We start from the raw sequence: 20746 nt of genomic DNA, 5'->3' as shown, positions 1-20746 counted from the left end.
TGCGGCTCAGCCGTTGGTGAGCACCATCCGGAAGCGGGCGGCGCCCGAGAGCATCTTCTGGTACGCCTCGGTGACCTGGCTCAACGGCACGATCTCGACCGTCGGACGGATCCCGTGCAGGGCGCTGAACGCCATGGTGTCCTGCACGTCCTGCGCAGTGCCGGAGGGGTGGCCGCGGGCGGTCGTCGCGCGCATGATCAACTGGACCGGGCTGATTCCCATCGGGTCGGGAACCGCGCCGATCACCACCAACTCGCCGCGGTGCGACAGCCCGTCCACGGTCGCCGTGATGGCCTCGGAGTTGGCAGCGGTGGCCAGGACGACCTTGGCGCCGCCGAGGGACTGTAGGGCGTCTGCGACGGCGGTGTCCGCGGTGCTGTCGATGTAGTGGTGGGCGCCGAGTTGCTTGGCGAAGTCGGCCTTGTCGGCACCGCGGGCGATGGCCACGGTCTCGAAGCCCATCGCGGCCGCGTACTTCACCGCCAGGTGGCCGAGCCCGCCGATCCCGAGCACGGCGACGAGGTCACCCGGCCGGGCCGGACTGCGTCGCAGCCCGTTGTACGTGGTCACCCCCGCGCAGGCCATGGGTGCCGCATCGGTCGCCACCAGCGCCTCGGGAATCCGGGCCAGTGCATCGACCGGTGCGATCACCTCCTCGGCGAAGCCCCCGTCGTAGGCCCACCCCGGGACCTTGAGGTTCTCGCACACGATGAAGTCGCCCTGCCGGCAGGGGGTGCAATGGCCGCAACTGCCGCCGAACCAGCCGACGGCCACGCGGTCGCCGACCTGCCAGCCGCCGTCCTGTGCGCCCTCGCCCAGTGCCTCGATGCGCCCGGCGATCTCATGGCCGGGGACCAGCGGAAAGCGGACGCCTGGTACCGCGGCGTCCACGAAGACGACATCGCTGTGGCAGACCCCGCAGGCCTCCACGGCAATCCGTACGTGGCCGGGGCCCGGCTGCGGCACCTCGCGCTCGACGATCTCGAAGGGCCCGCCGGCGGCGGTGACCTGTGCAACTCGATAGGTAGTCATCTGGACCTCTCCCCGAAACGGGCACGACGGCCCCCGTAATCCAGCAGACCAGCTCGACCCCGATCGCGCGCGCGGAAGGGAAGCCGAAGGGAGAGCGAAGGGAGAGCGAGGGGAAGGGACGAGCTGAGGGCCTCCCCCGTAGTGGCCCGAGCACCGAGCACCGGCGGTACCGCCCGCGCCCGGCCCGCTGCGGCCCGGCAACAGACCCACTGCCGATGTCACGGACGGTCACGATGGCCCACGCGGCGTCAAGCCTGCCCTGCCTCTGCCGCTGCCCCTGCCTCTGCCGACACAGCGCTCCGCCGCAACGTCCCACCGCGCGCCACCGCCGCTTCCCCTCGGGCCGTTCGCCCCTTTCATCCCTGTTCACCCCCCTCGTCGGTCATCCTTTGGGTCACCCTCCGTATGGCAAGGATGCGACCGGAGGCGGAGGCGCAGATCGGCCAGCGGGTCGACCACCCACCGTGGTCACCGCGGGTACGGTAGCGCGGACAGAGAAGAAGACGCCGCGTGCACCACCGCGACACCGCAGACCGCACCACGCGGCACGGGCAAGGCACAGAAACGGGCCGAGGTCACCATGGCACCCGCGAAACAGTCGTCCCGCCGATTCCGGGGCGACGTCCTCTTCGTGATCGCCTTCGTGGCGGTCGGAGCCCTCATCCTCGGCGGGATGTTGTGGGCCAAGAACAACGTGTCCGAGATCAAGAAGTGGCGAGGCGGAAACGCCTGGTCCCTCACGTACGAGGCCACGTCCCCCGACGGCGCGGCACAGGCCGCCGCCCTGAGCTACCAGTACAACCCGGACACCTTCAAGCCCGGCCACAAGGACCAGCGACTGGGCACCACCAAGCTGCCCTGGCGCACGCATGTCGTCGTCAACACCGGCAAGGAGGCTCGTGTGGAGGTCACCCCGACCGGGGACGGGGTCGTCTCCTGCCGCATCCTGTTGGACGGCATCCGCGTCGTCGCCTCAGGAAAGTCCCCCGGCCCCGGGAAGCCCGCCGTCTGCCACGTGATCACCAGCAGCACTCCGGAGAAGTGGCCCCGCTGAGGAAGGGCCGTAACAGGGCCGCCGCCGGCGCGCCGGCCGGCGCCGTCAGAACAACGTGTGCCTGTCCTGGCCCGGTTCCTCAGCGTGGCGCGTCCGCGTCTGAGTGAGGGTCAGAAGGGCTTGGTGGGCAGGTACTTGCCGTCCAAGGTGATCACCGCGCGCTCACCGCCCTCGGGGTCGGCGACCTTCCGCACGTCCAGCCTGAAGTTGATCGCGGAGATGATGCCGTCGCCGAACTGCTCGTGGACCAGGGCCTTGAGCGTGGTGCCGTAGACCTGGAGCATTTCGTGGAAGCGGTAGATCGTCGGGTCGGTCGGGATGCCGCCGGGGATCGAACCGCGCGTCGGGATCGTCTGGAGCAGCATCGCCGCGTCCGCACCCAGGCCGAGCAGTTCCGCGACGGCCCTCGCGGACGCCTCGGGCAGGGCGTGTTGGCCGAGCACGGCGGCGGTGGTGAAGGCCACCGACAGGCCGGAGGCGTCCGCGAGCTGCTGCCAGGTGAGGTCCTTGCTGGTCTTGGCCTCCACCGCCCGGGTGGCCAGGGCCTGGCGGGCGGTGGGGTCGAACTGTGCGTGTGCCATGGAAGGGTGTTCCTTTCGGATGTCTGTGCCGGCGTCTGTGCCGGTGTTTGTGCCGGTGTTTGTGCCGGTTTTTGTGCCGGCCCGCGCTCCGGGGCGGGACGGCGAGTTCACGGGTGGGTGGGGTGATCCCACGCCGCGGCGCTGCGGCAGGGATCGGGGCGAGGGACGCCGGTCAGCGTGCGGAAACGGCGGTTGAGCCGGCGGAAACGGCGGTGGATTCGGCGGGAGCGGCGGTTGACCCGGCGGCGTCGAGTTCGTCGACATGGCCGGATGCGATGTCGAAGACCCAGCCGTGCAGGGTCATCTGATGCTCCGTCATGGCACGGGCGACCGACGGGTGGGTGGCCAGGTTCGCCAGCTGGGCGAGCACGTTCGCGCGGACGAGCGCCGGAACGTCGTCGGGGACGGTGGTGCGCGCCCGGGAGGCGTCCGCGTACCGCAGCCAGTCCGCGACGGCGGGAGCATCGGACAGGTCGCGCCCCTCGACCAGCGCGGTCATCGCGCCACAGGACGAGTGCCCGCACACGACGATCGCCGTCACGCCCAGCACGGCGACGGCGTACTCGATGCTCGCCGCCACGGCGTCGGCGCCGGTGCCGTAGGCGGGGACGAGGTTGCCGGCAGTGCGGATGACGAACAGCTCACCCGGCTCGCTGCCGCAGATCAGCTCCGGGACGACGCGGGCGTCGGAGCAGCTGATGAACAGCGTGTGGGGCATGTGGTGCGTGGCCAGATGGGCGAACAGGTCCGCCCTGGCCGGGAAGACGTCCCGCTGGAAGCGGGTGAGGCCCTCGGTGAGGTCGTGCATGGGTCACTCCCTTCGGTGCTGCCGCCCACAGGGCGGGTCGGGTCCCTCCACCCTGCACCACCTGCGTCTATAGCGTCCAAGACGCAATACCCATGATTGCTATCGACGACATCTATAGTCGCGCGCATGGCTCTGGAACTGCGTCATCTGCGCTACCTGCTCGCTGTGGCCGACCACGGCAACTTCACCCGCGCCGCGGAGGACCTGCACATCTCCCAACCCACCCTGTCGCAGCAGGTCAGACAGCTGGAACGCACTCTGGGCGTGCAGCTACTGGACCGCACCGGCCGGGCCGTACGCCTCACCGACGCCGGTGAGACCTATGCGCACCACGCCCGGCGCGCCTTGCGCGAGCTGGCTTCCGCGGAACGCGCCCTCCATGACGTGCAGGACCTCTCCCGCGGCCATCTCAGGCTCGCGGTCACCCCCACCTTCACCGCCTACCTCGTCGGCCCTCTGATCGCCGACCTCCACGCCCGGCACCCCAGCATCACCCTGACCATCCAGGAGATGAGCCAGAACCGGATCGAGGCCGACCTGCTCGCCGACGACCTCGACCTCGGCATCGCCTTCGCGGGCGACCACCTGCCCGGCATCGAGGCGACCGCCCTGTTCACCGAACCCCTCGGCCTCGTCACCGGCGCCCACCACCCGGTCGCCCCCGAGAGCCGCCCGCTACCCGTCCGCGACCTGGCGCGGCATCATCTCGCCCTGCTCAGCGGCGACTTCGCCACCCGCGGCCATGTCGACGGCTACTTCGCCCGGCATCGCATCCGCCCGCACATCGCCGTCGAGGCCAACTCCCTCCAGGCGCTGACCGAAATCGTCCAGCGCACCCCGCTCATCACCGTGCTTCCCGACGCCATCACCCACGATCACCCGCACCTCACCCCGGTCCCGCTCGACCCCACCCTCCCCACCCGCACCGTCACCCTCCTCCGCCGCGCCGACGCCTACCAGAGCGCCGCCGCCCAGGCCTTCACCCGCCTCGCCCACGACCTCGTCCGGGCCCGCGCCTACACTCCGGCCTGAGCCGACAACGGCCCGTCAGGCGGGCCGGTCGTCCGGCCCTCGTCAGTGGTGCCAGGGCAGTCGAACCGGTTCCGAGGGGGTACGGCCGGCGGCCAGTCCGGCGGCCAACTCGGCCAGGCCGAGCGGGTAGATGGTCTCGCTGCTGGCAGCCAGCTCGTCAAGCGGCCACCAGCGATACCCCGCGTGGTACCGGAGCTCGTCGGCGCCCTGGCCGTCGATGTCCACTCGGTGCGTCGCGATCCGGCAATGGAAGAAGACGTCCTGGAACATGCCCTTCGCCCAGCCGAGATCGGCGTACCCGGACGTCTCCGCGACCTTGGCGCCCAGTACGTCCGGTTCGACGGACAGGCCCGTCTCCTCGTGCAGTTCCCTGGCTGCCGCTTCCACCAGGGACTCGCCGTCCTCGACGCCCCCTCCGGGAGTGCACCAGGCGTGCCCGCCCTCGGGATGCTCCGGATCGACGTGAAAGCGGAACAGAAGTACACGATCGGCCTCGTCGATCAGTACGACGCGTGCGGACCGGCGGCAGAAGTTCTCTTGGGCAGTCACCTGGTCACGCTACCGAGGCGCCAGCGGGCGTGCCGCGCCATTTCCCGCCCATCCAGCCGCCGGTGGGTGCCCTGTCCGGTGAGGAGCGGCAGGCCGACGGCTCAGCCGTCGATCCGGCCGTCGGGGGCACGGTCCAGGAGCTGCGGGCCGTTGTTGCGCACGTCGTTGACCGCGGTGGACACCGCACGGGCGTCCAGGTGTCCGGCGGCGGGTGCACCCAGCAGGCCGCGCAGCTCGCCCGGGTCCTGGTGGGCGGGGTCGAGCCAGGCGCTCCAGTCGGTAGGGGCGATGGCCAGGGGCATGCGGGGGTGGACGCGGCCGGCGGCGTCGATGGCCTCGGTGGTGATGATCGTGCAGGTGGTCCACCACGCCCCCGGGGCGTCGTCCTCGACCACCGCCGGGTCGCGCCAGAACTCGTACAGCCCGGCGAGCGCCATCACCTGCCCGCCCTCGGGGCTGATGAAGTACGGCTGCTTGCGGGCCTTGGCGGTCTCGGTCGCCGCGATGGCCTGCCATTCGTAGAAGCCGTCCGCCGGCAGCAGGCACCGGCGCTTGGCGAACGCCCGACGGTAGGCCGGCTTCTCCGCCACCGTCTCCACCCGGGCATTGATCATCTTCGCGCCGACGTTCAGGCTCTTCGCCCACGACGGCACCAAGCCCCAGCGCAGCGGGCGGAGCTGCCGGGTGATCTCCCCGGTGTCGCGCGCGACCCGCTCCAGCACCGACCACACGGTGTCGGTCGGGGCCACGTTCCAACTCGGGTCCAGCGCCTGGTCAGGATCCCAGCGCGTGACGTCGAACAGGTCCACGAGATCCTGTGGGCGCCGGGTGGAGACGTATCTGCCGCACATGCCTCCACCCTGCCACGCCGCCGGCCGTACGGGCCCCGGCCACTCCACGCCTCCGCCGGCCGTACGGGCCCCGGTCACTCCTCCGGCTCGGCCGCCACGATGTCCAGCAGTCCGGGGAACCGCCGCTCGATGTCGGCCCGGCGCAGGCTGGCCATCCGGCTGTTGCCCCGGTCGACCTGCCGGATCAGCCCCGCCTCGCGCAGCGTGCGGAAGTGGTGCGTGACGGTCGCCTTCGACACCGGCAGCGCGAACGAGCTGCACGTCCGCGCCGTCCCGTCGGGCTCGGCCGCCAGCGCACGCACCACCCCGCGGCGCAACGGATCCGCCAGCGCGGCGAGCACCGAGCCGAGTTCGATCTCCGCTACGGCCGGGTGACCTTCAGCATCGGGCATCCGCACGACTCCCTTCAGACCCCACAGGTACGACTTGCATCGTACCTATACCCTCGCTTACGTTCGATAGGTACGAGATCAATAGTACCTACCGAGGAGAGAACCCCATGGTCCAACCGTTGACGCTCGTCGGCACCGCCCGCCCCAAGCCCGAACGCGCCGCAGAGCTGAAGCGGCTGCTGCTCTCGTTCGTCGAGCCGACCCGACAGGAGCCCGGCTGCCTGGAGTACCACTTCCACGAGGACCGCGACGAACCCGGCGTCTTCGTCTTCTACGAGGCCTGGCGCTCCCAGGCCGACCTCGACGCCCACCTGGCTCTCCCCCATATGCGGGCCTTCTGGGAGCGGCGCATGGACTATCTCCGGTCCGACCTCGACATTCGCTTCCTCACCATGCACAGCCCTTACCAGCCCGCCGCCACCCAGGACCTCTGAGGCGTGCAGGGTAGCGTCCGTGCCGATGCGTGCGGGCGTCATTCCCCTCCTGGCTGACGCCATTGCCCGGCGACCCGTCGCCGGTGCACCCTGAACGTCCTATGAAGACAGGTATGTTGACCGTGCCCGGCGCCGAGATCCACTACGAAGTGCGCGGATCGGGCCCACCCCTGCTGCTCATCAACGGCGGTGACGGCGACGCGGCCATGTTCGGGCCACTGGCCGGCCTGCTCGCGGAGAGCCACACCGTCATCACCTACGACCTGCGCGGCAACTCCCGCAGCCGCCTTACGGGTTCACCCGAGGCGCAGTGGATCGAGGAGCACGGCCACGACGCCCACCTGCTGCTGAGGGCGGTCGCCGCCGAGGAACCGGCGTGTGTCTTCGGCACCAGTTACGGCGGCATGATCGGCATGGACGTCGTGGCCCGGCACCCCGGCCAGGTGCGGGCGCTGGTGGCGCATGAACCGTTCGTGATCGACCTGCTGCCCGATGCGAACCGCTGGCACGCGCTGTTCCAGGAGGTCTACGAGCTGTACGAACGCGAGGGCGTGGACAGCGCGTTGCGGACGTTCAGCGAGGCGATCGGCGTGGACGGACCGCCGGAACCGACCTATAGCCTACCGGCGCCCGTGCGGGAGATGCTGGCCCGCATCCGTGTAAACCTGGAGACGTGCCTCGCCTACGAGCTGCGCACGTTCGTCCGCTTCCGGCCGGACCTCGACGCGCTGCGCTCGGCGCGGTTCACCCTCGTGATCGGCGGTGCGGGCCCGGCGACGCTCCTGCACCGCACGACACAGGCCCTGGCCGACCAGATCGGCACCGGGATCGCGGAGTTCCCGGGCGGGCACGTGGGCTTCCTCACGCACCCGGCGGACTTCGCCGCCGCGCTACGCCGCGCTTTCGAAGCCTGAGCCGGACGATACGGGGGGGGTGGGGATGGTGCGGGTGACGGGGCTGGGAGGGCTGGTGGGCGTGGGAGGGCTGATGGGCGTGGGACGGGGCTTGCGCACCTCGCTCTCCTCGCGCCTCGCTCCTCGCGCCTACCGCCTCCCTACATTGGCTGGCCCCTGGCTCCCCTTGTCGGGCGATCGACGTCCCCCATCCCGAAACCGTCGATCTCCTCGTCGCAGCAGGAGCAGGCCCTACGGGAGGACCGGCGAGCATCGCCGTTCGTCCCAGGGCCGTTCGATCGCCTCCCGTCAGCTGCACTGCCAGGTGAACATCGCGCGGTCGAAACGGCGTTCCGCCAGGTCTTCGGGGCGTATGAGCCAGTAGAGGGCACCGCAGTCGCCCCACATCATGTCGGCGTCGTCATCCGTGTCGAACTGGGCCAGCAGCACCCAGCGGAGGGCCTCCTCCTTGATCCGGGGGTCGTCCCACGGCGGGCTGCCCAGGGCACCGCGGGCGACCTCGGACTCCACCTCGTCCTGCACCGGGTTCGCGTGCCCGCCGATGCGGTGCTCCGTGCCCTCCATGTGGTCCCACAGGGCCTCCTGGAAGTCGTCGCCCCACAGTGGATGGTCGTCGGGCATCGGCGCGAACTCGCGGTGGACCACCGGGTGCCAGAGGTACGGTGCCGTCGTCTCCAGGCGAGCCGTCAGCGGCACCTCGGGGTACGGCCGAATCCCCTCCGGTGCCGCCCGCTCGGCGACGGGGACGCCCGCCGGTATGTACAGCACGCGGGCTCCCGCCCAGCTGTCGGGCTCATCGGGTGCGACCAGCGCACAACCGTCGTCCAGTTGCCCGTCGAAGTAGAAGAAGGCCAGCGTGCCGTCAGTCGGCAGGTCGATGTCGAGGGCGGTGGAGGGGAGTACGGCACAGTCGAGCGCACCGACGAAGGAGAGCGGGCCGTGCCCGTCCCACAAGGGCCACTGCTCGTTCTCCGGTAGCTCCGGTATGCCACCGAGCCGGCCGACGACCGGATCCGTACCCGTGTCCGTGGCCTTCTCCAGGCGCAGGCTCGGCCGCAGCAGGCCGATCCACCGCTCGGCGATGTCGCCGGGCAGGTGCTCGCGCGCGAGCGTGTGCAGCGTGTCGGTCGTGCTCGCGGAGGCGCCCGCGGTCGTGCTCGCGGAGGCACTCGCCGCCGTGTTCGCCGCCGTGCTCGCGGAGGGGGTCGTGGTGGTGCTCTGTGTCATGGGAACGATGATGCACCCGACCACTGACAACGCCCTCCGCAGGCCCGCCCGTCGGGGCCTCTCCACCCTGGATCCCGTTCCGTGGGCCGGGCGTCAGTACACCGCGATCTGCGTGCGATGCGACGGCTCTACGAGATGGCCCTACGAGATGGCTCTACGCAACGAGTCGGGAGAGCACGTAGAGGACTGCCAAGGCTGTTCGTACGCCGCTGCCCCGGCAGGTCGCACAGGTGATGCGTCCCCGGCCACGGCACGTGGAGCAGGCGGCCTCGGCCGCGCCGCACTGTGTACAGGTGACGCGTTCGTCCTCTGTGCGTCCATGGGCATCCGACGTCTTTCCGCTTCGGCGCCCGGTACCGTCGCAGCGCAGACAGGCGTCGATGCCGCGGCAGTCGGCACACGTTGTCCATGCCTCACAGGGCAGGTCACCTCGGCCTTGGCAGCGCGAGCAGGCGACCTTGCCGTTGCCGCAGTGCGTGCCCGGTGTGTCACCGCGCTCGGCGAGGTGCCGCCGCACCGCCTCCAGAACGTCCTTCTCGTTGAACATGCCCCTCCCCCGCTCTCGGCCCTGCCTCGACCTCGGCCGTACCCCGTTCTCGGTTCTACCCCGATCTCGGCCGCTCCCCTTCGTCGGCCGTGATCACCAGTGCGGCGTGGTTGGCACCGTAGCCGAACGACGGCGGACACGGCGACGGCCCGACCACTCCCCCGATCGATGAACTCCCTTGGCCTGAAGACGAGTTCGCCATCGACGAAGGACGGGATCCCGCACTCTCCCCGCCCGGGAGCACCCGGACGGAACTCGACCTCTGACACGAAGCGAGCGCTCCAGCCGGCGAGGATGCCGGCTGGAGCGCTCGATCGCGGAAGGCGGACGTGGTCGGCGTCAGCCTCTCGGGAGGGGGAGCCGAGGCTCCGTCAGTGCCGTGTCCCAGCGGGCTTGCGGCTCCACGTGCCCGTGCCGCTGGCCAGCTTCCACTCACGGTTGACCGGCCCCAGCGGGATCCGGCGCTCGAAGATGGGCGTGCCGAAGATGTCGAGGTGGGCACGGAGCGCACCCGACAGGTCGACACCGCCGTACGCGGACCAGCTACCGCTGGCGGAGGCGGAGCCGTCGGTGGCGGCCGAGGCGGTGCCGGCGACTTCGGCGCGCAGGTACGGGGAGACGTTGGCGGTCACGCCGACACTGCCGTAGAGGCCGACGCTGGCCTCCGCGCCGAGGGCGGCCTTGACGTTGCCGGCGGCGGCCGCGGTGGCCCGCACCGGCGTGCTGTGCATCGAGGCCTTGGCCACCGGGGCCCAGCCCTTGGCGTGCTGGTAGGTGCCGCCGACCGTGAAGTCGCCCTTGAGGTCCTGCTTGACGTCGACGCTCGCCTTTCCGTCCGCGTCGACCTGGAGGTAGCAGGTGAGGTCGAGGTTGACCACGACCGGCACCGGACCGACCTGGATGACGGGGTCGGCGTGCAGCTTGGCGAAGGGCACGCGCAGCGGCTGGGCCTCGGTGGAGACGGCCGCCCGACCCTTGAGTTCCCACTGCGAGGACCAGTTGCCGGACAGGGTCAGCGAAGCGCCGCCGACGCCGCCGCCCTTGCCGCCCTCGTAGGAGAAGTCGACTTCGGGAGCGAGCTGCACATAGCCGGTGGCCGACGCCTCGGCGGAGACGGGCCCGCCGGGGGGCGTGGGAAGCGAGGCGCCGACGTCCAGGCGCAGGCGGCCGAGGGGCAGCTTGGCGCCTTCGGGGCCGAAGTGGAGGCCCCCGGTCCGGGCCCAGGAGACCTTGACCTTGGGGGCGATGGGCTCGACCTTGACGGACGACGGGTCGACGGGCACCGTGCCGTGGGCCGTGGAGTTGCCGAGCAGCGCGTCGAGCGTGGCGGGGGCGGTCTTGACCTCGGTCCCCCGGTCGGTCTTGCCGACGACCTCGGTGACCTTCGCGAGGACGCCCTGGGGCGCACCGGGCGCGGGTGCACTGGCGATGACGTCGCCGACGGCCACAGCCTGCTTCGGCGCGGGCGCACCCTTCGAGGGGGCGCCGGACGGGTCGACGGACGGCGATCCGGAGGGCGATCCGGAGGGCGTCGCGGACGAGGGGGCGGAGGGTGTGGCGGACGGACTGCCGGACGACGGCGACTTCGACGGGGCACCCGGCGTGCTCGGCGAAGGCCGCACCGCCGGGGCGGTGATGACGGCCCGTCCACTGTTCCGGTCGAAGGAGGCGACCTTGAGCGCGGACTTCTCGGCGAGACGTCCCTGGCGGCTGCCGCCCGGCCTGGCCACGGCGCTCTGGGCACCGTCGCCCTTGCCGTCGTCGGTGCCCCGGACGCTCAACTGCGGCGAGGCCGTGGAACCGGCGGCGGCCGCCGACTCCTTGCCGCCGTCGGACGTGCCGGCGGACGGGGACCCCGCGGTCGAGCACCCTGCGACGAGCAGTGACGCAGCGGTGATGGCCAATACAGGAGCAATCCTGGTGGATCTGCGCAAGGTTGGGTCCTGAAGAGGTGAAGTGGGGGTGGACCACAGGACGACCGAGAGAGTCGGCGCCCCGGCGGTCGTCGCTACCGACGGGTAGCGATTCTCAAGATCGTGTCACGGACATCGGGAACAAAGAACCGATTCATCCGTCGTAAGCGGATGATCTGGATCACATCCGCTTACAGGTGTCACCGCGGAGGTCCGCTCCTCGCCAGGCGGTGCCCCGCGGCCGACGGTGAGAGCGGACCAGGTGGTGAGCGCACCTGGCTGGCGGGTCCTGCGGTCGGAGTGAACCGCCTAGGCTCGACGGGGAATTGACGACAGTCGGTGAAGAAAGAGAAACCCATGTCCACGAACGGCCCCGACCCCACGGTCACCGAACCCTTCGATCCCACGATCGCGGAACGCTTCCTCGCCGCGTTCCGGGACCGGGAGTGGGAGACGTTGCGCGGTCTGCTGGCGGACGACATCGCCTGGACCATGCCGGGCGCCGGAACCATCTCCGGCACCGTCCACGGCGCGGACGCGGCGGTGGACCGGGCCCGGCAGATCGCGGGCCGTGGAGTGCGCACGGAGTTGCTGCACATCCTTCTCGGCGCGCACGGTGCCGCCCTCTCGCTCCGCAACACGGCGACCGCCCCCGACGGCCGCAGGCTCGACGAACACCTCGCGACCGTGCTGACCGTCCACCATGGCCGCATCACCGCGATCGACAGCTATCTGTCGGACGTTGACGGCATGAGCGCCTTCTTCGCCGCGCCCTGAGCCCGCACCGGGAAAAGGGCCCCGCTGGGCCATCGGTGACGGCCCGCACCGTCGAAATGCGGGTGGGTGGCGGGGCCCATAGAATGTTATGTGGAGTGTTTGATTGTTATTTGGACTTTTTCAGAGGGGCTTTGTTCCAGAGTTTCCAGAGTTTTCAGAGGGCGGCTCAGCGGGTCCTTACTCCAGAGGGTCTCTGTTGAGAAGGTGTTCCTGCGGTCTCTCTTGAGGTCTCCGACAGGAGACGCCGAGAGTCTCCTCTCCCCCTGTCCGCGCTCACTCTTCCCCCGTCGAGGGTCCCCTCTCCCCTGTCGGGGATGCGGCGGTAGTTCCGTCACCGCACCACACGAGTCACCGCACGTTGAGGAGACGTGATGGCCACGCAGCGTCCCGGCCGCCGTCCTGTCTCGGTCTACGCACTCGCCGGAGTCCGGCTCTTCAACGGGGTCACCGGGTTGTTGACGCCGGCCCTGCTCATCCGCCGGCTCGACCCCGACCGTGAGCCGCTCAGTCCGGCGGCCGTCTACGCCTTTCGGCTCTTCGGGATCCGTACCATCCTGCTCGGCCTCGACCTGCTGACCAACCGGGGCCAGCGGCTACAGGAAGACCTGCGCGAGGGGGTGCTGATCCACGGCAGCGACACGGTCACGGCGGCCATGCTCGGCGTCCGCGGGCAGCTTCCGCCGCGCACCGCGGCGCTGACGACCGTCATCTCGGCCACGAACACGGTGCTGGCCGCCAGCGCGACCACCTCCCTCGCCAACTCCGCGAGGGGGAAGCGGAAGTGACCGAGGGGGAGCGGAATGAGCGAAGAGCGGAGTAATGCTCCCCCGGCCGAGACGGGGTTCGACTACGTGGTCGTCGGCGCCGGAGCGGGCGGCGGACCGCTCGCCGCCAACCTCGCCACCGCGGGCGCCCGTGTCCTGCTGCTCGACGCGGGCGGCGCCGAGGGGAACGACGCCTACCTGGTGCCCGCCTTCCACGCGGACGCCTCCGAGGATCCCGTCCAGTGCTGGAACTACTACGTACGGCACTACGCCGACGAGCAGCAGCACCAGCGCGACAGCAAGCTCGTGCCGGGCCGGGGCATCCTCTACCCGCGTGCGGGGGCGGTCGGCGGCTGCACCGCGCACCACGCGCTGATCACCGTCTATCCGTACAACCGGGACTGGGACGCGATCGCGGAGGAGACCGGCGACGCCACGTGGCGCAGCGCGGCGATGCGCCGGTACTTCGAGCGGCTGGAGCGCTGTACGTACCGGCCGAGGCCCAAGGCGCCGCCCGGCAACCCGCTGCTTGCCGCGCTGCTGAAGGTCCTGCCCTCCACGGCCGCCCGGTACCGGAACGACGCACGGCACGGGTTCGACGGCTGGCTGCCGACGGCCCTCGCCGACCCCGGACTGGCGGTCCAGGACAAGCAGTTGTTGGAGGTCATCCTCTCCGCCGGGCAGGACGAGCTCGCCGACTTCCTCGGCCGGCCGCTGTCCCCGCTGGAGGGTTTCGGCTCCTTCGTCGACCCCAACGACTGGCGGGTGCAGACCCATGCGCTGCAAGGGTTGTGGCAGATCCCGATCTCCACGGCGAAGGGGCGGCGCAGCGCGGTCCGCGAGCGCGTCCAGGCGGTGCAGCGCAGCCGTCCGGACGACCTGGTGGTGCGGACGCACGTCCTGGCGGTCCGGGTCGTGCTGGACGCGAGCGGTGCGGCGACCGGCGTCGACTATCTGGACGAGGCGCACGCCTACCGGGCCGACCCCGGCAACCGAGCGCCTACCGGCGGCGCGCCGGCCCTGCGCCGGGTCCTCGCCTCCCGTGAGGTGATCCTGGCGGCGGGGGCCTTCAACACGCCCCAGCTGCTGATGCTTTCGGGCATCGGACCGCGAGCGGAGCTGGAGCGGCACGGCATCCCGGTGCGGATGGACCTGCCGGGCGTGGGCGCCAATCTCCAGGACCGTTACGAGGTCGGCGTGGTGAGCCAGATGGACCGCGAGTTCCCACTGATCAAGGACTGCGACTTCCACCCGCCCGGGCCCGGATCCGAACCGGACCGCTGCTACCGGGCCTGGCAGCGCGGCGAGGGCCTGTACACGACCAACGGCGCCGTCGTCGGTGTGACCCGCAAGTCCCGGCCGGAGCTGGACGCGCCGGACCTGTTCGTCTTCGGCGGCCCGTTCGACTTCCGGGGCTACGCACCCGGCTACTCGCTCGACCTGACCCGCCACCGGGACCGCTTCACCTGGGCCATCCTCAAGAGCCGCACCCACAACACCGGGGGTCGGGTGCGGCTGCGCTCCGCCGATCCCCGTGACACCCCGCTGGTGAACTTCCACTACTTCTCCGAGGGCACGGACGAGGCGGGCGTGGACCTCGAAGCGATGGTCGGCGCCGTGGAGTTCGTGCGCGGGATGAACCGCCGGGCCGGTTCGGTGATCCTCAAGGAGCTGTGGCCCGGCGAGGAGGTCGGTGGCCGCGCCGACATCCGCCGTTTCGTACAGAACGAGGCGTGGGGCCACCACGCGTCCTGCACCTGCCGGATGGGCCGGGCGGACGATCCCTCGGCAGTGGTCGACAGCAGCTTCCGGGTGCGCGGCGTGGACCGCCTGCGGATCGTGGACGCCTCGGTGTTCCCCCGCATTCCCGGGTTCTTCGTCGCCACCCCCATCTACATGATCAGCGAGAAGGCGAGCGACGTGATCCTCGGTGACAGGGTCCGCGCCTGAAGCCGCTACGGCCTCGTCGCCCCCTTCCGCGAACCGAACAGGAGCTACCCAAGGAGTACCGCAATGAGCACGCAACGACGCGCCGCACACACTTCGGGAGCCGGGTACCGTACGTCCCTCCCCTGGCGGATCGTCACCGACGTCGCCGAATATCTCGACCGGCGCATCGGCTGGGACCGGCTGCCGGTCATTCCCGGCCTGCTGACGCTCCTCGGACTGCGCGTCAGACTCCGGCAGAAGAACCTCCACGACACCGGCCAGCTGCCGTCGGTCAACCTCCCCGATCCCGCTCCGCCCGCCGCGAACCAGAAGGTCAACCGGACCGCCGACGGCAGCCACAACGACCTCGGCGACCCGCGGATGGGCATGGCGGGCACCCGCTTCGGCCGGAACATCCCGCTGGACCGGATCGCCCCGGCGGCCCCCGAGGACGTGCTGTCCGGGCCGAACCCGCGCGCGGTCAGCCGCGCCCTGCTGACCCGCGGCGAGCTGGTCCCCGCCGAGTCGGTCAACGCCCTGGTGTCGGCCTGGCTCCAGTTCATGATCCGCGACTGGTTCAGCCACGGTACGAGCCCCACCGAACGGCCTTGGGAGGTCCCGCTCGTGGACGACGATCCGTGGCCGGAGCACCCGATGCGGATCATGCGGACACCGGACGACCCGACCCGTGACCCCCAGGCGCCCGCCGGGACGCCCGACACCCGCGTCAACGTCTCCTCCCACTGGTGGGACGCGTCCCAGATCTACGGGTCGAACGACGCGGAGCAGCGGCTGATGCGCACCGGCGAGCTGGGCATGCTGCACCTCTGGGACGACGAGCAGTCCCCGTTCCCCTCGGACCCCTCGCGCGATCCGTCACGTGTCCCCGGCTTCTGGCTCGGCCTCGCCATGATGCAGAACCTGTTCGCCCGGGAGCACAACGCGATCTGCGACCATCTGCACGCCGCGTACCCGTCCTGGGGCGACGAGGAGCTGTTCCAACGCGCCCGGCTGGTCAACGCCGCGCTGCTGGCCAAGATCCACACCGTGGAGTGGACACCGGCCGTGATCAGCCACCCCACCACCGTGAAGGCGCTGCGGGCCAACTGGTGGGGCATCGCGGGCGAGCGCGTCCACGACCTGGTCGGCCGGATCAGCGGGAGCGAGGTCATCAGCGGCATCCCCGGCGGCGAAACGGACCACTACGGCGTCCCGTACGCCCTCACCGAGGAGTTCGTGGCCGTCTACCGCATGCATCCGCTCATCCGTGACGAGTGGCACCTGCGCTCCGTCGCCGACGACGCGACCCTGCGCCACCACACCCTCCGCGACATCGCGGGCCCCGGGGCGCTGAAGGTCCTGGAGACCACCGAGATGGCCGATCTGCTCTACAGCTTCGGCACGCTCCACCCCGGCCTGGTCACCCTGCACAACTTCCCCAAGTTCCTCCAGGAGTTCGAGCGTCCGGACGGGCATCTCCAGGACCTCGCCGCCACCGACATCCTGCGCACGCGGGAACTGGGCGTCCCCCGCTACAACGCCTTCCGGCGGCTGCTGCGGCTGAAGCCCGCCGAGAGCTTCGAGGAACTGACGGACAACCCGGGCTGGGCCCGGGAGATCGAGCGGCTCTACGACGGCGACATCGAGAAGGTCGACCTGATGGTGGGGATGTACGCGGAGAAGCTCCCGGCCGGATTCGCCTTCAGCGACACCGCGTTCCGCATCTTCATCCTGATGGCGTCACGCCGGCTGAACAGCGACCGGTTCTTCACCGAGTACTACACCCCCGAGGTGTACTCCAAGGCCGGCATGGCCTGGATCGACGACAACTCCATGGTGACGGTGCTGCTGCGCCACCACCCGGAGCTGCGTACCGCCCTCGCGGGGCTGACGAACGCCTTCGTGCCGTGGCACACCGCCGGAGGTACGGCGCACTGACGGGGGCGTCGACCGTGCACGGCCAGTCCTCAAGGGCTGCCGGTTCCGTGGGAGCGGAGGAGCACAGGAGGGAGCATGTCCTTGTGGGAACGCACCGCTGAGGGGCGGAGGGCGACCGCGTGGATGGCGGCGGCCAGGGAGGCTCCCGGCGGCGGGGCCGACGTCGAGGGGGCCGCGGCCGAGGGCGATGCGCTCGACCAGGGGACGCTGCACCGCGGCGTCAGCGGCGTCGACCGGCGGCCCCGGCCGATGGCCGAGGAGGAGGTGGCCGGCCTCCGGGATCCGATGGCGGTGGTCTTCTTCCACCAGGGGCGTTGGCCCATGACGCTGGAGGAGGTGCTGGCCGGGCTCACACAGGCGGGCGCCGTGCCGACGCAAGCCGTGTACATGGTCGGCGAGTCCGGGCAGATCCCGCCGGACGAGGCCCCCGAACTGCCGCGCGACATACGCTTCGCGGTCACCCGTGCCGACCCTGGCAAGGACCCGGACCTGCTGATCAGCTCCGATCCCGGCTCGGCCTTCCTCCAGGTCGCCGCCTGGGACCCGGTGGCCGAGGTCTTCAACTACTACATGCGGATCTCCCGGACGTGGGTCTGGACCGGCAACTCGTGGTCCGCGCTGGCACCCGAGTCGCGGGGACAGGGCTGCTTCGACAGCCATGTCAACGGCAGCGTGGTGATGAAGGAGTTGAAGCAGCCGTGGAGCAACTGGCAGTCGATGGCGGCGTCGATCCAGCTCGCGCCGGACGACCCGGTGCGCACCAGCCCGCTGTTCCCCGACGTCATCGGTGCCGAGCGGCTGGAACTCAGCGTGCGGGGCCTGGTGAGCCGGTGGACCACGGCGCGCCTCGCCGCCGTGGCCGGTAACGGCGCGGTGGAGCACCCCGACCGTCTGTTGCGCCAGTTGTTCACCAGCACCACCGTCAACCTGGCCAGTACCTCGACCCAGAGCACGACCGTCACCCCCGACAGCCGGGATCTCGTCCTCCCCATGGGCTTCTGGCTGAACGCCGATGCGCTGATCGACGGCCTCGGGCTGCCGGTGGGCGTGGAGGCCGCGCCGGCGGCACCCGCAGCGCTCTACGTCGACAGCCTCGCCGCCTTCGGCTTCCGGCTCGTGGACCGGACGAGCGGCTTCTCCCGGCAGGGCGACGGCTTCTTCGCGTTCCCCGTACCGGAGGCCGCGCACGAGGACAACGACGTGGTGCGGCAGCTGGTGGACAAGGGCCTCGTCCCGGCGAAGTTCGCCGCCTGCGCCCTGATGGTGGACTTCCCCAATCCGGTCTTCAGCGCGGCCCGCGCCCACTTGATGCGGTACGTGCCCACCGGGACCGTCTCCGCCGCCACCTGGTGCACGGACATCGCCGCGGCGATCGGAGCCGCCGCCGCGACGCTGCCCGCCGACAGCCCGGAAGGCCGGTTCACCCGGAACTGGTCGGTGCCGGACACCGCGTGGCAGGCCGCCTTCGCACACCGCGTGGACGCCTACCTCCGACACGTCGCGGCACGGATCCGTACGGCTGCGGGTTTCGAGGACTGCGTCAGGCTGGCCGAGTCGCGCCGTCGCGCGTTCAAGGAGATGAGGCTCAACGAATTCGAACTCACCCTCCCGGTGACCGACATCCCCCTCGACGCACCGCGGCTCCGCATGAACGAGGACGCCACCGTCACCGTCGCGACCTGACACGGAGGACCTCCACATGACCACACTCACCGCATACGGCCCCCCTGGCGGGCTCACCGACCTGGACGACGTGGGGCTGAAGGCGTGGAACGACTTCATCACCGACGGCGTCGACCAGGCGATCCGGGGCCCCGACCCCGGCCAGGCGCTGCACGACGGCCCCCGGTCGCAGTTCGTCGACCTCACGAAGACCGAGACCGCGCCGGACGCGGTCGAGGCAACCGTCACCTGGACCGCGTTCCCCAACCGACTGCGGCTCGCGGTCTCCGACCGGCAGCGCTGGCAGCGCGCCGACGCCAGCCGGGACGTGCAGGACGAGTACTGCGAATGGAGCGTGACCCGCAACGGCGCCGGGGCGATCACCCGCGTCACGTTCACCTGTGAGGGCCCCGAGTACTGGGACGTGCTGGCGCAGAGCAGCCCGGACACGGCGCTGGAGCTCTACCGCCGCCACATCGGGACGGACGTCCAGCACAGTGACCTCGTCGGCCCGGACGGCCGCTACCTCCGACGCAACAAGTGGAACGACTCCCCCACACACGGGGCGATGCACCTCGTCCAGGAGTCCAACACGCTGGGCGCGGAGATCGAGCTCGCTGCCGCCGCCACGATCCGGCGGGTCGTCGGCGGCCGGGAACTCACCGGCGCACAGGAGCTCATCGCGTGCAGCAGGTACGGCGTGGCCGAGCGCAACAGCGACCCGCACATCGGTGAGGTGGTCAACGGCATCGCCCGGCAACAGGCCGATGTCGCGCTGAGCGACCCCGTGGGGATCTACTTCGACGACCTCGCCACCGACGGCTGGCGTGCGCCGGACGGCTCCGACCCCAAGGGCTACTGGAGCTACCGGCGCGGCGACCACGACCACCCGCTGCGCGCGGTCTACGAGGTCCCCGCGGACCGGAACTTCACCGTCGGCGACATCACCATCAACGGCAGACCCATCGAGTTCGGCGCCCAGATCGCCGACTTCGTCACCATGAAGCTCATGGCCGTCGCCTGCCGGTTCGGTCGGAGCACGACCGAACCGCAGACCGCCTGTGTGGAGTACCCGTCCCGCGAGCTCACACCCGACGCCGTCGCACCCCGCGGGCGCTCCGCGCACGGCTACCCGGGGCCCCACCCGGTCCGGGAGTTCCACAGCACCCGACGCGCGTCGTAGCGGCGCGGACGCACTCCTCCAGGGCGTGTCGCCCGGCCGGTCAGGTCGGTGCGGTCGCCGCCGGGTGCCGGCTCACCGTGTGGTCGTCTCGCCGGTGATCGCCGGTCGGACCTTCGCGAGCAGCAGATCGAGGAAGCGGCCGGGGTGGCGGAACGAGGCGAAGTGGCTCGCGTCGTGGATGAGCGCGGAGTCCTTGACCGGTGCGGAGACGTCGTCGAAGAACCGCAGGGCCGGCCCGGGCGGGGTGAGCACGTCGCTCTCGCCCTGGAAGACGAAGAACGGGATGCGGAACGCGGTGCCCTCGGCCCATTCGTCGATGGTCACGGCCTCGGGTGCGATCCGTTCCGAGAAGGTCATGCCCTTGAGGTACTGCCGCAGTCCGCGGAGGTTGTGCAGGGGCGAGAACCACAGCGAGCGGATCACCACGGTCTTCATGGTGTCGTAGGACAGCGGGTCGGAGGTGATCACGAGCTTGCTGTAGTCGGTCCACTGGTGCGCGGTCCAGGCCGACGGGTCGGCGCTCATCGCGGTGACGCGGGCCAGTTCCTTGCGCTTGCCGGCCGTCTCCAGGCGCTCCAACAGGGCGTGGTGGGCGGCGCGTTCGCGTCCGCCCGCGTTGATGTTCTGGTCGGTGCCGACGTAGGCCGAGTACAACTCCGGGTGGTTGCGGGCCAGGCGGAGGCCGATCACGGTGCCGAAGGAGTTGGCGACCAGGAGGACCCGGTCGACGCCGAGCCGGGTGCGGGCGTGCTCGGTCACGTCGAGCGCATCGCGGTACAGCCGGTCCAGGCTCAACTCGCCCTGCCCGTCGGGGCCGCTGCGGGCGAAGGTCTTGCCGGCGCCGCGCATGTCCCAGCGCACGACGGTGAAGTGCCGCTCCCACTCCCGGGTGCGGGGAACGAAGATGAGGTTGGACGCGCCGGGGCCGCCGTGGACCTCCACGATCACCGGGTTGCGGCGGTCCTCGCCACGGATCGATATCCACTGGTCGATGCCGCCGATCCGGACGTAGCCGGACTCGTCGATCCCGTTCGGAGTGGTGATCCGCAGCCTCTTGGCGAGGACGGTCCGCTTGATCTGACGGTAGCCCAGCACGCCCGCGGCAGGGCCCGCGAGGACGGCGGCGGCGGTTGCGATGACACCGAGCATGAGTGATCCC

General features: G+C 70.8%; 20 protein-coding genes. 11 read left to right on the top strand and 9 right to left on the bottom strand.

What is annotated here, in order from left to right:
* Positions 1 to 6: 6 nt before the first annotated feature.
* Entirely contained in the window at positions 7 to 1032 is a 1026-nt protein-coding gene (locus AB0C96_RS25610; protein ID WP_362920170.1) for an alcohol dehydrogenase, read from the bottom strand.
* A gap of 580 nt (positions 1033 to 1612) precedes the next feature.
* Here AB0C96_RS25610 and AB0C96_RS25605 point away from each other — a divergent pair.
* Entirely contained in the window at positions 1613 to 2086 is a 474-nt protein-coding gene (locus tag AB0C96_RS25605; protein WP_362920168.1) for a hypothetical protein, read from the top strand.
* Between the two features lie 110 nt (positions 2087 to 2196).
* On the opposite strand, the gene cynS is transcribed toward AB0C96_RS25605, so the two are convergent.
* Both cynS and AB0C96_RS25595 read right to left on the bottom strand, forming a co-directional pair.
* Entirely contained in the window at positions 2197 to 2667 is a 471-nt protein-coding gene (cynS, locus tag AB0C96_RS25600; protein ID WP_362920166.1) for a cyanase, read from the bottom strand.
* 172 nt (positions 2668 to 2839) lie between these two features.
* Complete coding sequence (locus AB0C96_RS25595; protein WP_362920164.1) at positions 2840 to 3475, bottom strand: carbonic anhydrase; 636 nt, start codon at positions 3473 to 3475, stop codon at positions 2840 to 2842.
* A 126-nt stretch (positions 3476 to 3601) separates the two neighbouring features.
* Here AB0C96_RS25595 and cynR point away from each other — a divergent pair, with 126 nt between their 5' ends.
* Positions 3602 to 4507: a transcriptional regulator CynR gene (cynR, locus tag AB0C96_RS25590; protein ID WP_362920162.1), complete on the top strand. Its 906-nt coding sequence runs from the start codon at positions 3602 to 3604 to the stop codon at positions 4505 to 4507.
* 42 nt (positions 4508 to 4549) lie between these two features.
* Here cynR and AB0C96_RS25585 read toward each other — a convergent pair whose 3' ends face one another.
* The 3 genes from AB0C96_RS25585 to AB0C96_RS25575 form a co-directional block, all read right to left on the bottom strand.
* Positions 4550 to 5056 (bottom strand): NUDIX domain-containing protein, encoded by a 507-nt coding sequence (locus AB0C96_RS25585; RefSeq protein WP_362920161.1) that lies wholly within the window; start codon positions 5054 to 5056, stop codon positions 4550 to 4552.
* 101 nt (positions 5057 to 5157) lie between these two features.
* On the bottom strand, positions 5158 to 5907 hold the full coding sequence (locus AB0C96_RS25580; RefSeq protein WP_362920159.1) for an SOS response-associated peptidase: 750 nt from the start codon (positions 5905 to 5907) through the stop codon (positions 5158 to 5160).
* Between the two features lie 74 nt (positions 5908 to 5981).
* Positions 5982 to 6299: a helix-turn-helix domain-containing protein gene (locus AB0C96_RS25575; RefSeq protein ID WP_362920158.1), complete on the bottom strand. Its 318-nt coding sequence runs from the start codon at positions 6297 to 6299 to the stop codon at positions 5982 to 5984.
* 107 nt (positions 6300 to 6406) lie between these two features.
* Here AB0C96_RS25575 and AB0C96_RS25570 point away from each other — a divergent pair, with 107 nt between their 5' ends.
* Together AB0C96_RS25570 and AB0C96_RS25565 are read left to right on the top strand one after the other, a co-directional pair.
* Positions 6407 to 6733, top strand: a complete 327-nt coding sequence (locus AB0C96_RS25570) for a putative quinol monooxygenase (protein ID WP_362920156.1) — start codon at positions 6407 to 6409, stop codon at positions 6731 to 6733.
* Between the two features lie 113 nt (positions 6734 to 6846).
* Positions 6847 to 7647 carry an alpha/beta hydrolase gene (locus AB0C96_RS25565; RefSeq protein WP_362920154.1) on the top strand — a complete coding sequence of 267 codons (801 nt, stop codon included), beginning with the start codon at positions 6847 to 6849 and terminating at the stop codon, positions 7645 to 7647.
* Between the two features lie 288 nt (positions 7648 to 7935).
* On the opposite strand, the gene AB0C96_RS25560 is transcribed toward AB0C96_RS25565, so the two are convergent.
* Together AB0C96_RS25560 and AB0C96_RS25555 are read right to left on the bottom strand one after the other, a co-directional pair.
* Positions 7936 to 8874, bottom strand: a complete 939-nt coding sequence (locus AB0C96_RS25560; RefSeq protein WP_362920152.1) for a YwqG family protein — start codon at positions 8872 to 8874, stop codon at positions 7936 to 7938.
* Positions 8875 to 9792: 918 nt separating this feature from the next.
* The gene (locus AB0C96_RS25555; RefSeq protein ID WP_362920150.1) at positions 9793 to 10869 is read right to left on the bottom strand and encodes a hypothetical protein; all 1077 of its coding nucleotides are present in this window, start codon (positions 10867 to 10869) and stop codon (positions 9793 to 9795) included.
* Between AB0C96_RS25555 and AB0C96_RS25550 the strand changes: the two genes are divergently transcribed.
* The 7 genes from AB0C96_RS25550 (at position 10850) to AB0C96_RS25520 (ending at position 19587) form a co-directional block, all read left to right on the top strand.
* Complete coding sequence (locus AB0C96_RS25550; RefSeq protein WP_362920148.1) at positions 10850 to 11368, top strand: hypothetical protein; 519 nt, start codon at positions 10850 to 10852, stop codon at positions 11366 to 11368. The two genes, AB0C96_RS25555 and AB0C96_RS25550, sit on opposite strands and share 20 nt — an antisense overlap.
* A 323-nt stretch (positions 11369 to 11691) precedes the next feature.
* Positions 11692 to 12111 carry a nuclear transport factor 2 family protein gene (locus tag AB0C96_RS25545; RefSeq protein ID WP_362920146.1) on the top strand — a complete coding sequence of 140 codons (420 nt, stop codon included), beginning with the start codon at positions 11692 to 11694 and terminating at the stop codon, positions 12109 to 12111.
* 371 nt (positions 12112 to 12482) lie between these two features.
* Complete coding sequence (locus tag AB0C96_RS25540) at positions 12483 to 12896, top strand: hypothetical protein (protein WP_362920144.1); 414 nt, start codon at positions 12483 to 12485, stop codon at positions 12894 to 12896.
* 15 nt (positions 12897 to 12911) lie between these two features.
* Positions 12912 to 14825: a GMC oxidoreductase gene (locus tag AB0C96_RS25535; RefSeq protein WP_362920142.1), complete on the top strand. Its 1914-nt coding sequence runs from the start codon at positions 12912 to 12914 to the stop codon at positions 14823 to 14825.
* A gap of 63 nt (positions 14826 to 14888) precedes the next feature.
* Positions 14889 to 16742 carry a peroxidase family protein gene (locus tag AB0C96_RS25530; protein ID WP_362920140.1) on the top strand — a complete coding sequence of 618 codons (1854 nt, stop codon included), beginning with the start codon at positions 14889 to 14891 and terminating at the stop codon, positions 16740 to 16742.
* A gap of 75 nt (positions 16743 to 16817) precedes the next feature.
* On the top strand, positions 16818 to 18425 hold the full coding sequence (locus AB0C96_RS25525) for a hypothetical protein (RefSeq protein ID WP_362920138.1): 1608 nt from the start codon (positions 16818 to 16820) through the stop codon (positions 18423 to 18425).
* A gap of 16 nt (positions 18426 to 18441) precedes the next feature.
* Positions 18442 to 19587, top strand: coding sequence for a hypothetical protein (locus AB0C96_RS25520; protein WP_362920137.1), 1146 nt, complete (start codon positions 18442 to 18444; stop codon positions 19585 to 19587).
* 72 nt (positions 19588 to 19659) lie between these two features.
* On the opposite strand, the gene AB0C96_RS25515 is transcribed toward AB0C96_RS25520, so the two are convergent.
* Complete coding sequence (locus AB0C96_RS25515) at positions 19660 to 20736, bottom strand: alpha/beta hydrolase (RefSeq protein ID WP_362920135.1); 1077 nt, start codon at positions 20734 to 20736, stop codon at positions 19660 to 19662.
* Between the last annotated feature and the right edge of the window lie 10 nt (positions 20737 to 20746).

The organism is Streptomyces sp. NPDC048506 (assembly GCF_040651315.1).
Lineage (GTDB): Bacteria > Actinomycetota > Actinomycetes > Streptomycetales > Streptomycetaceae > Streptomyces.
The sequence above is the reverse complement of the archived record's forward strand: the minus strand, read 5'-3'. Positions and strand labels throughout refer to the sequence as shown.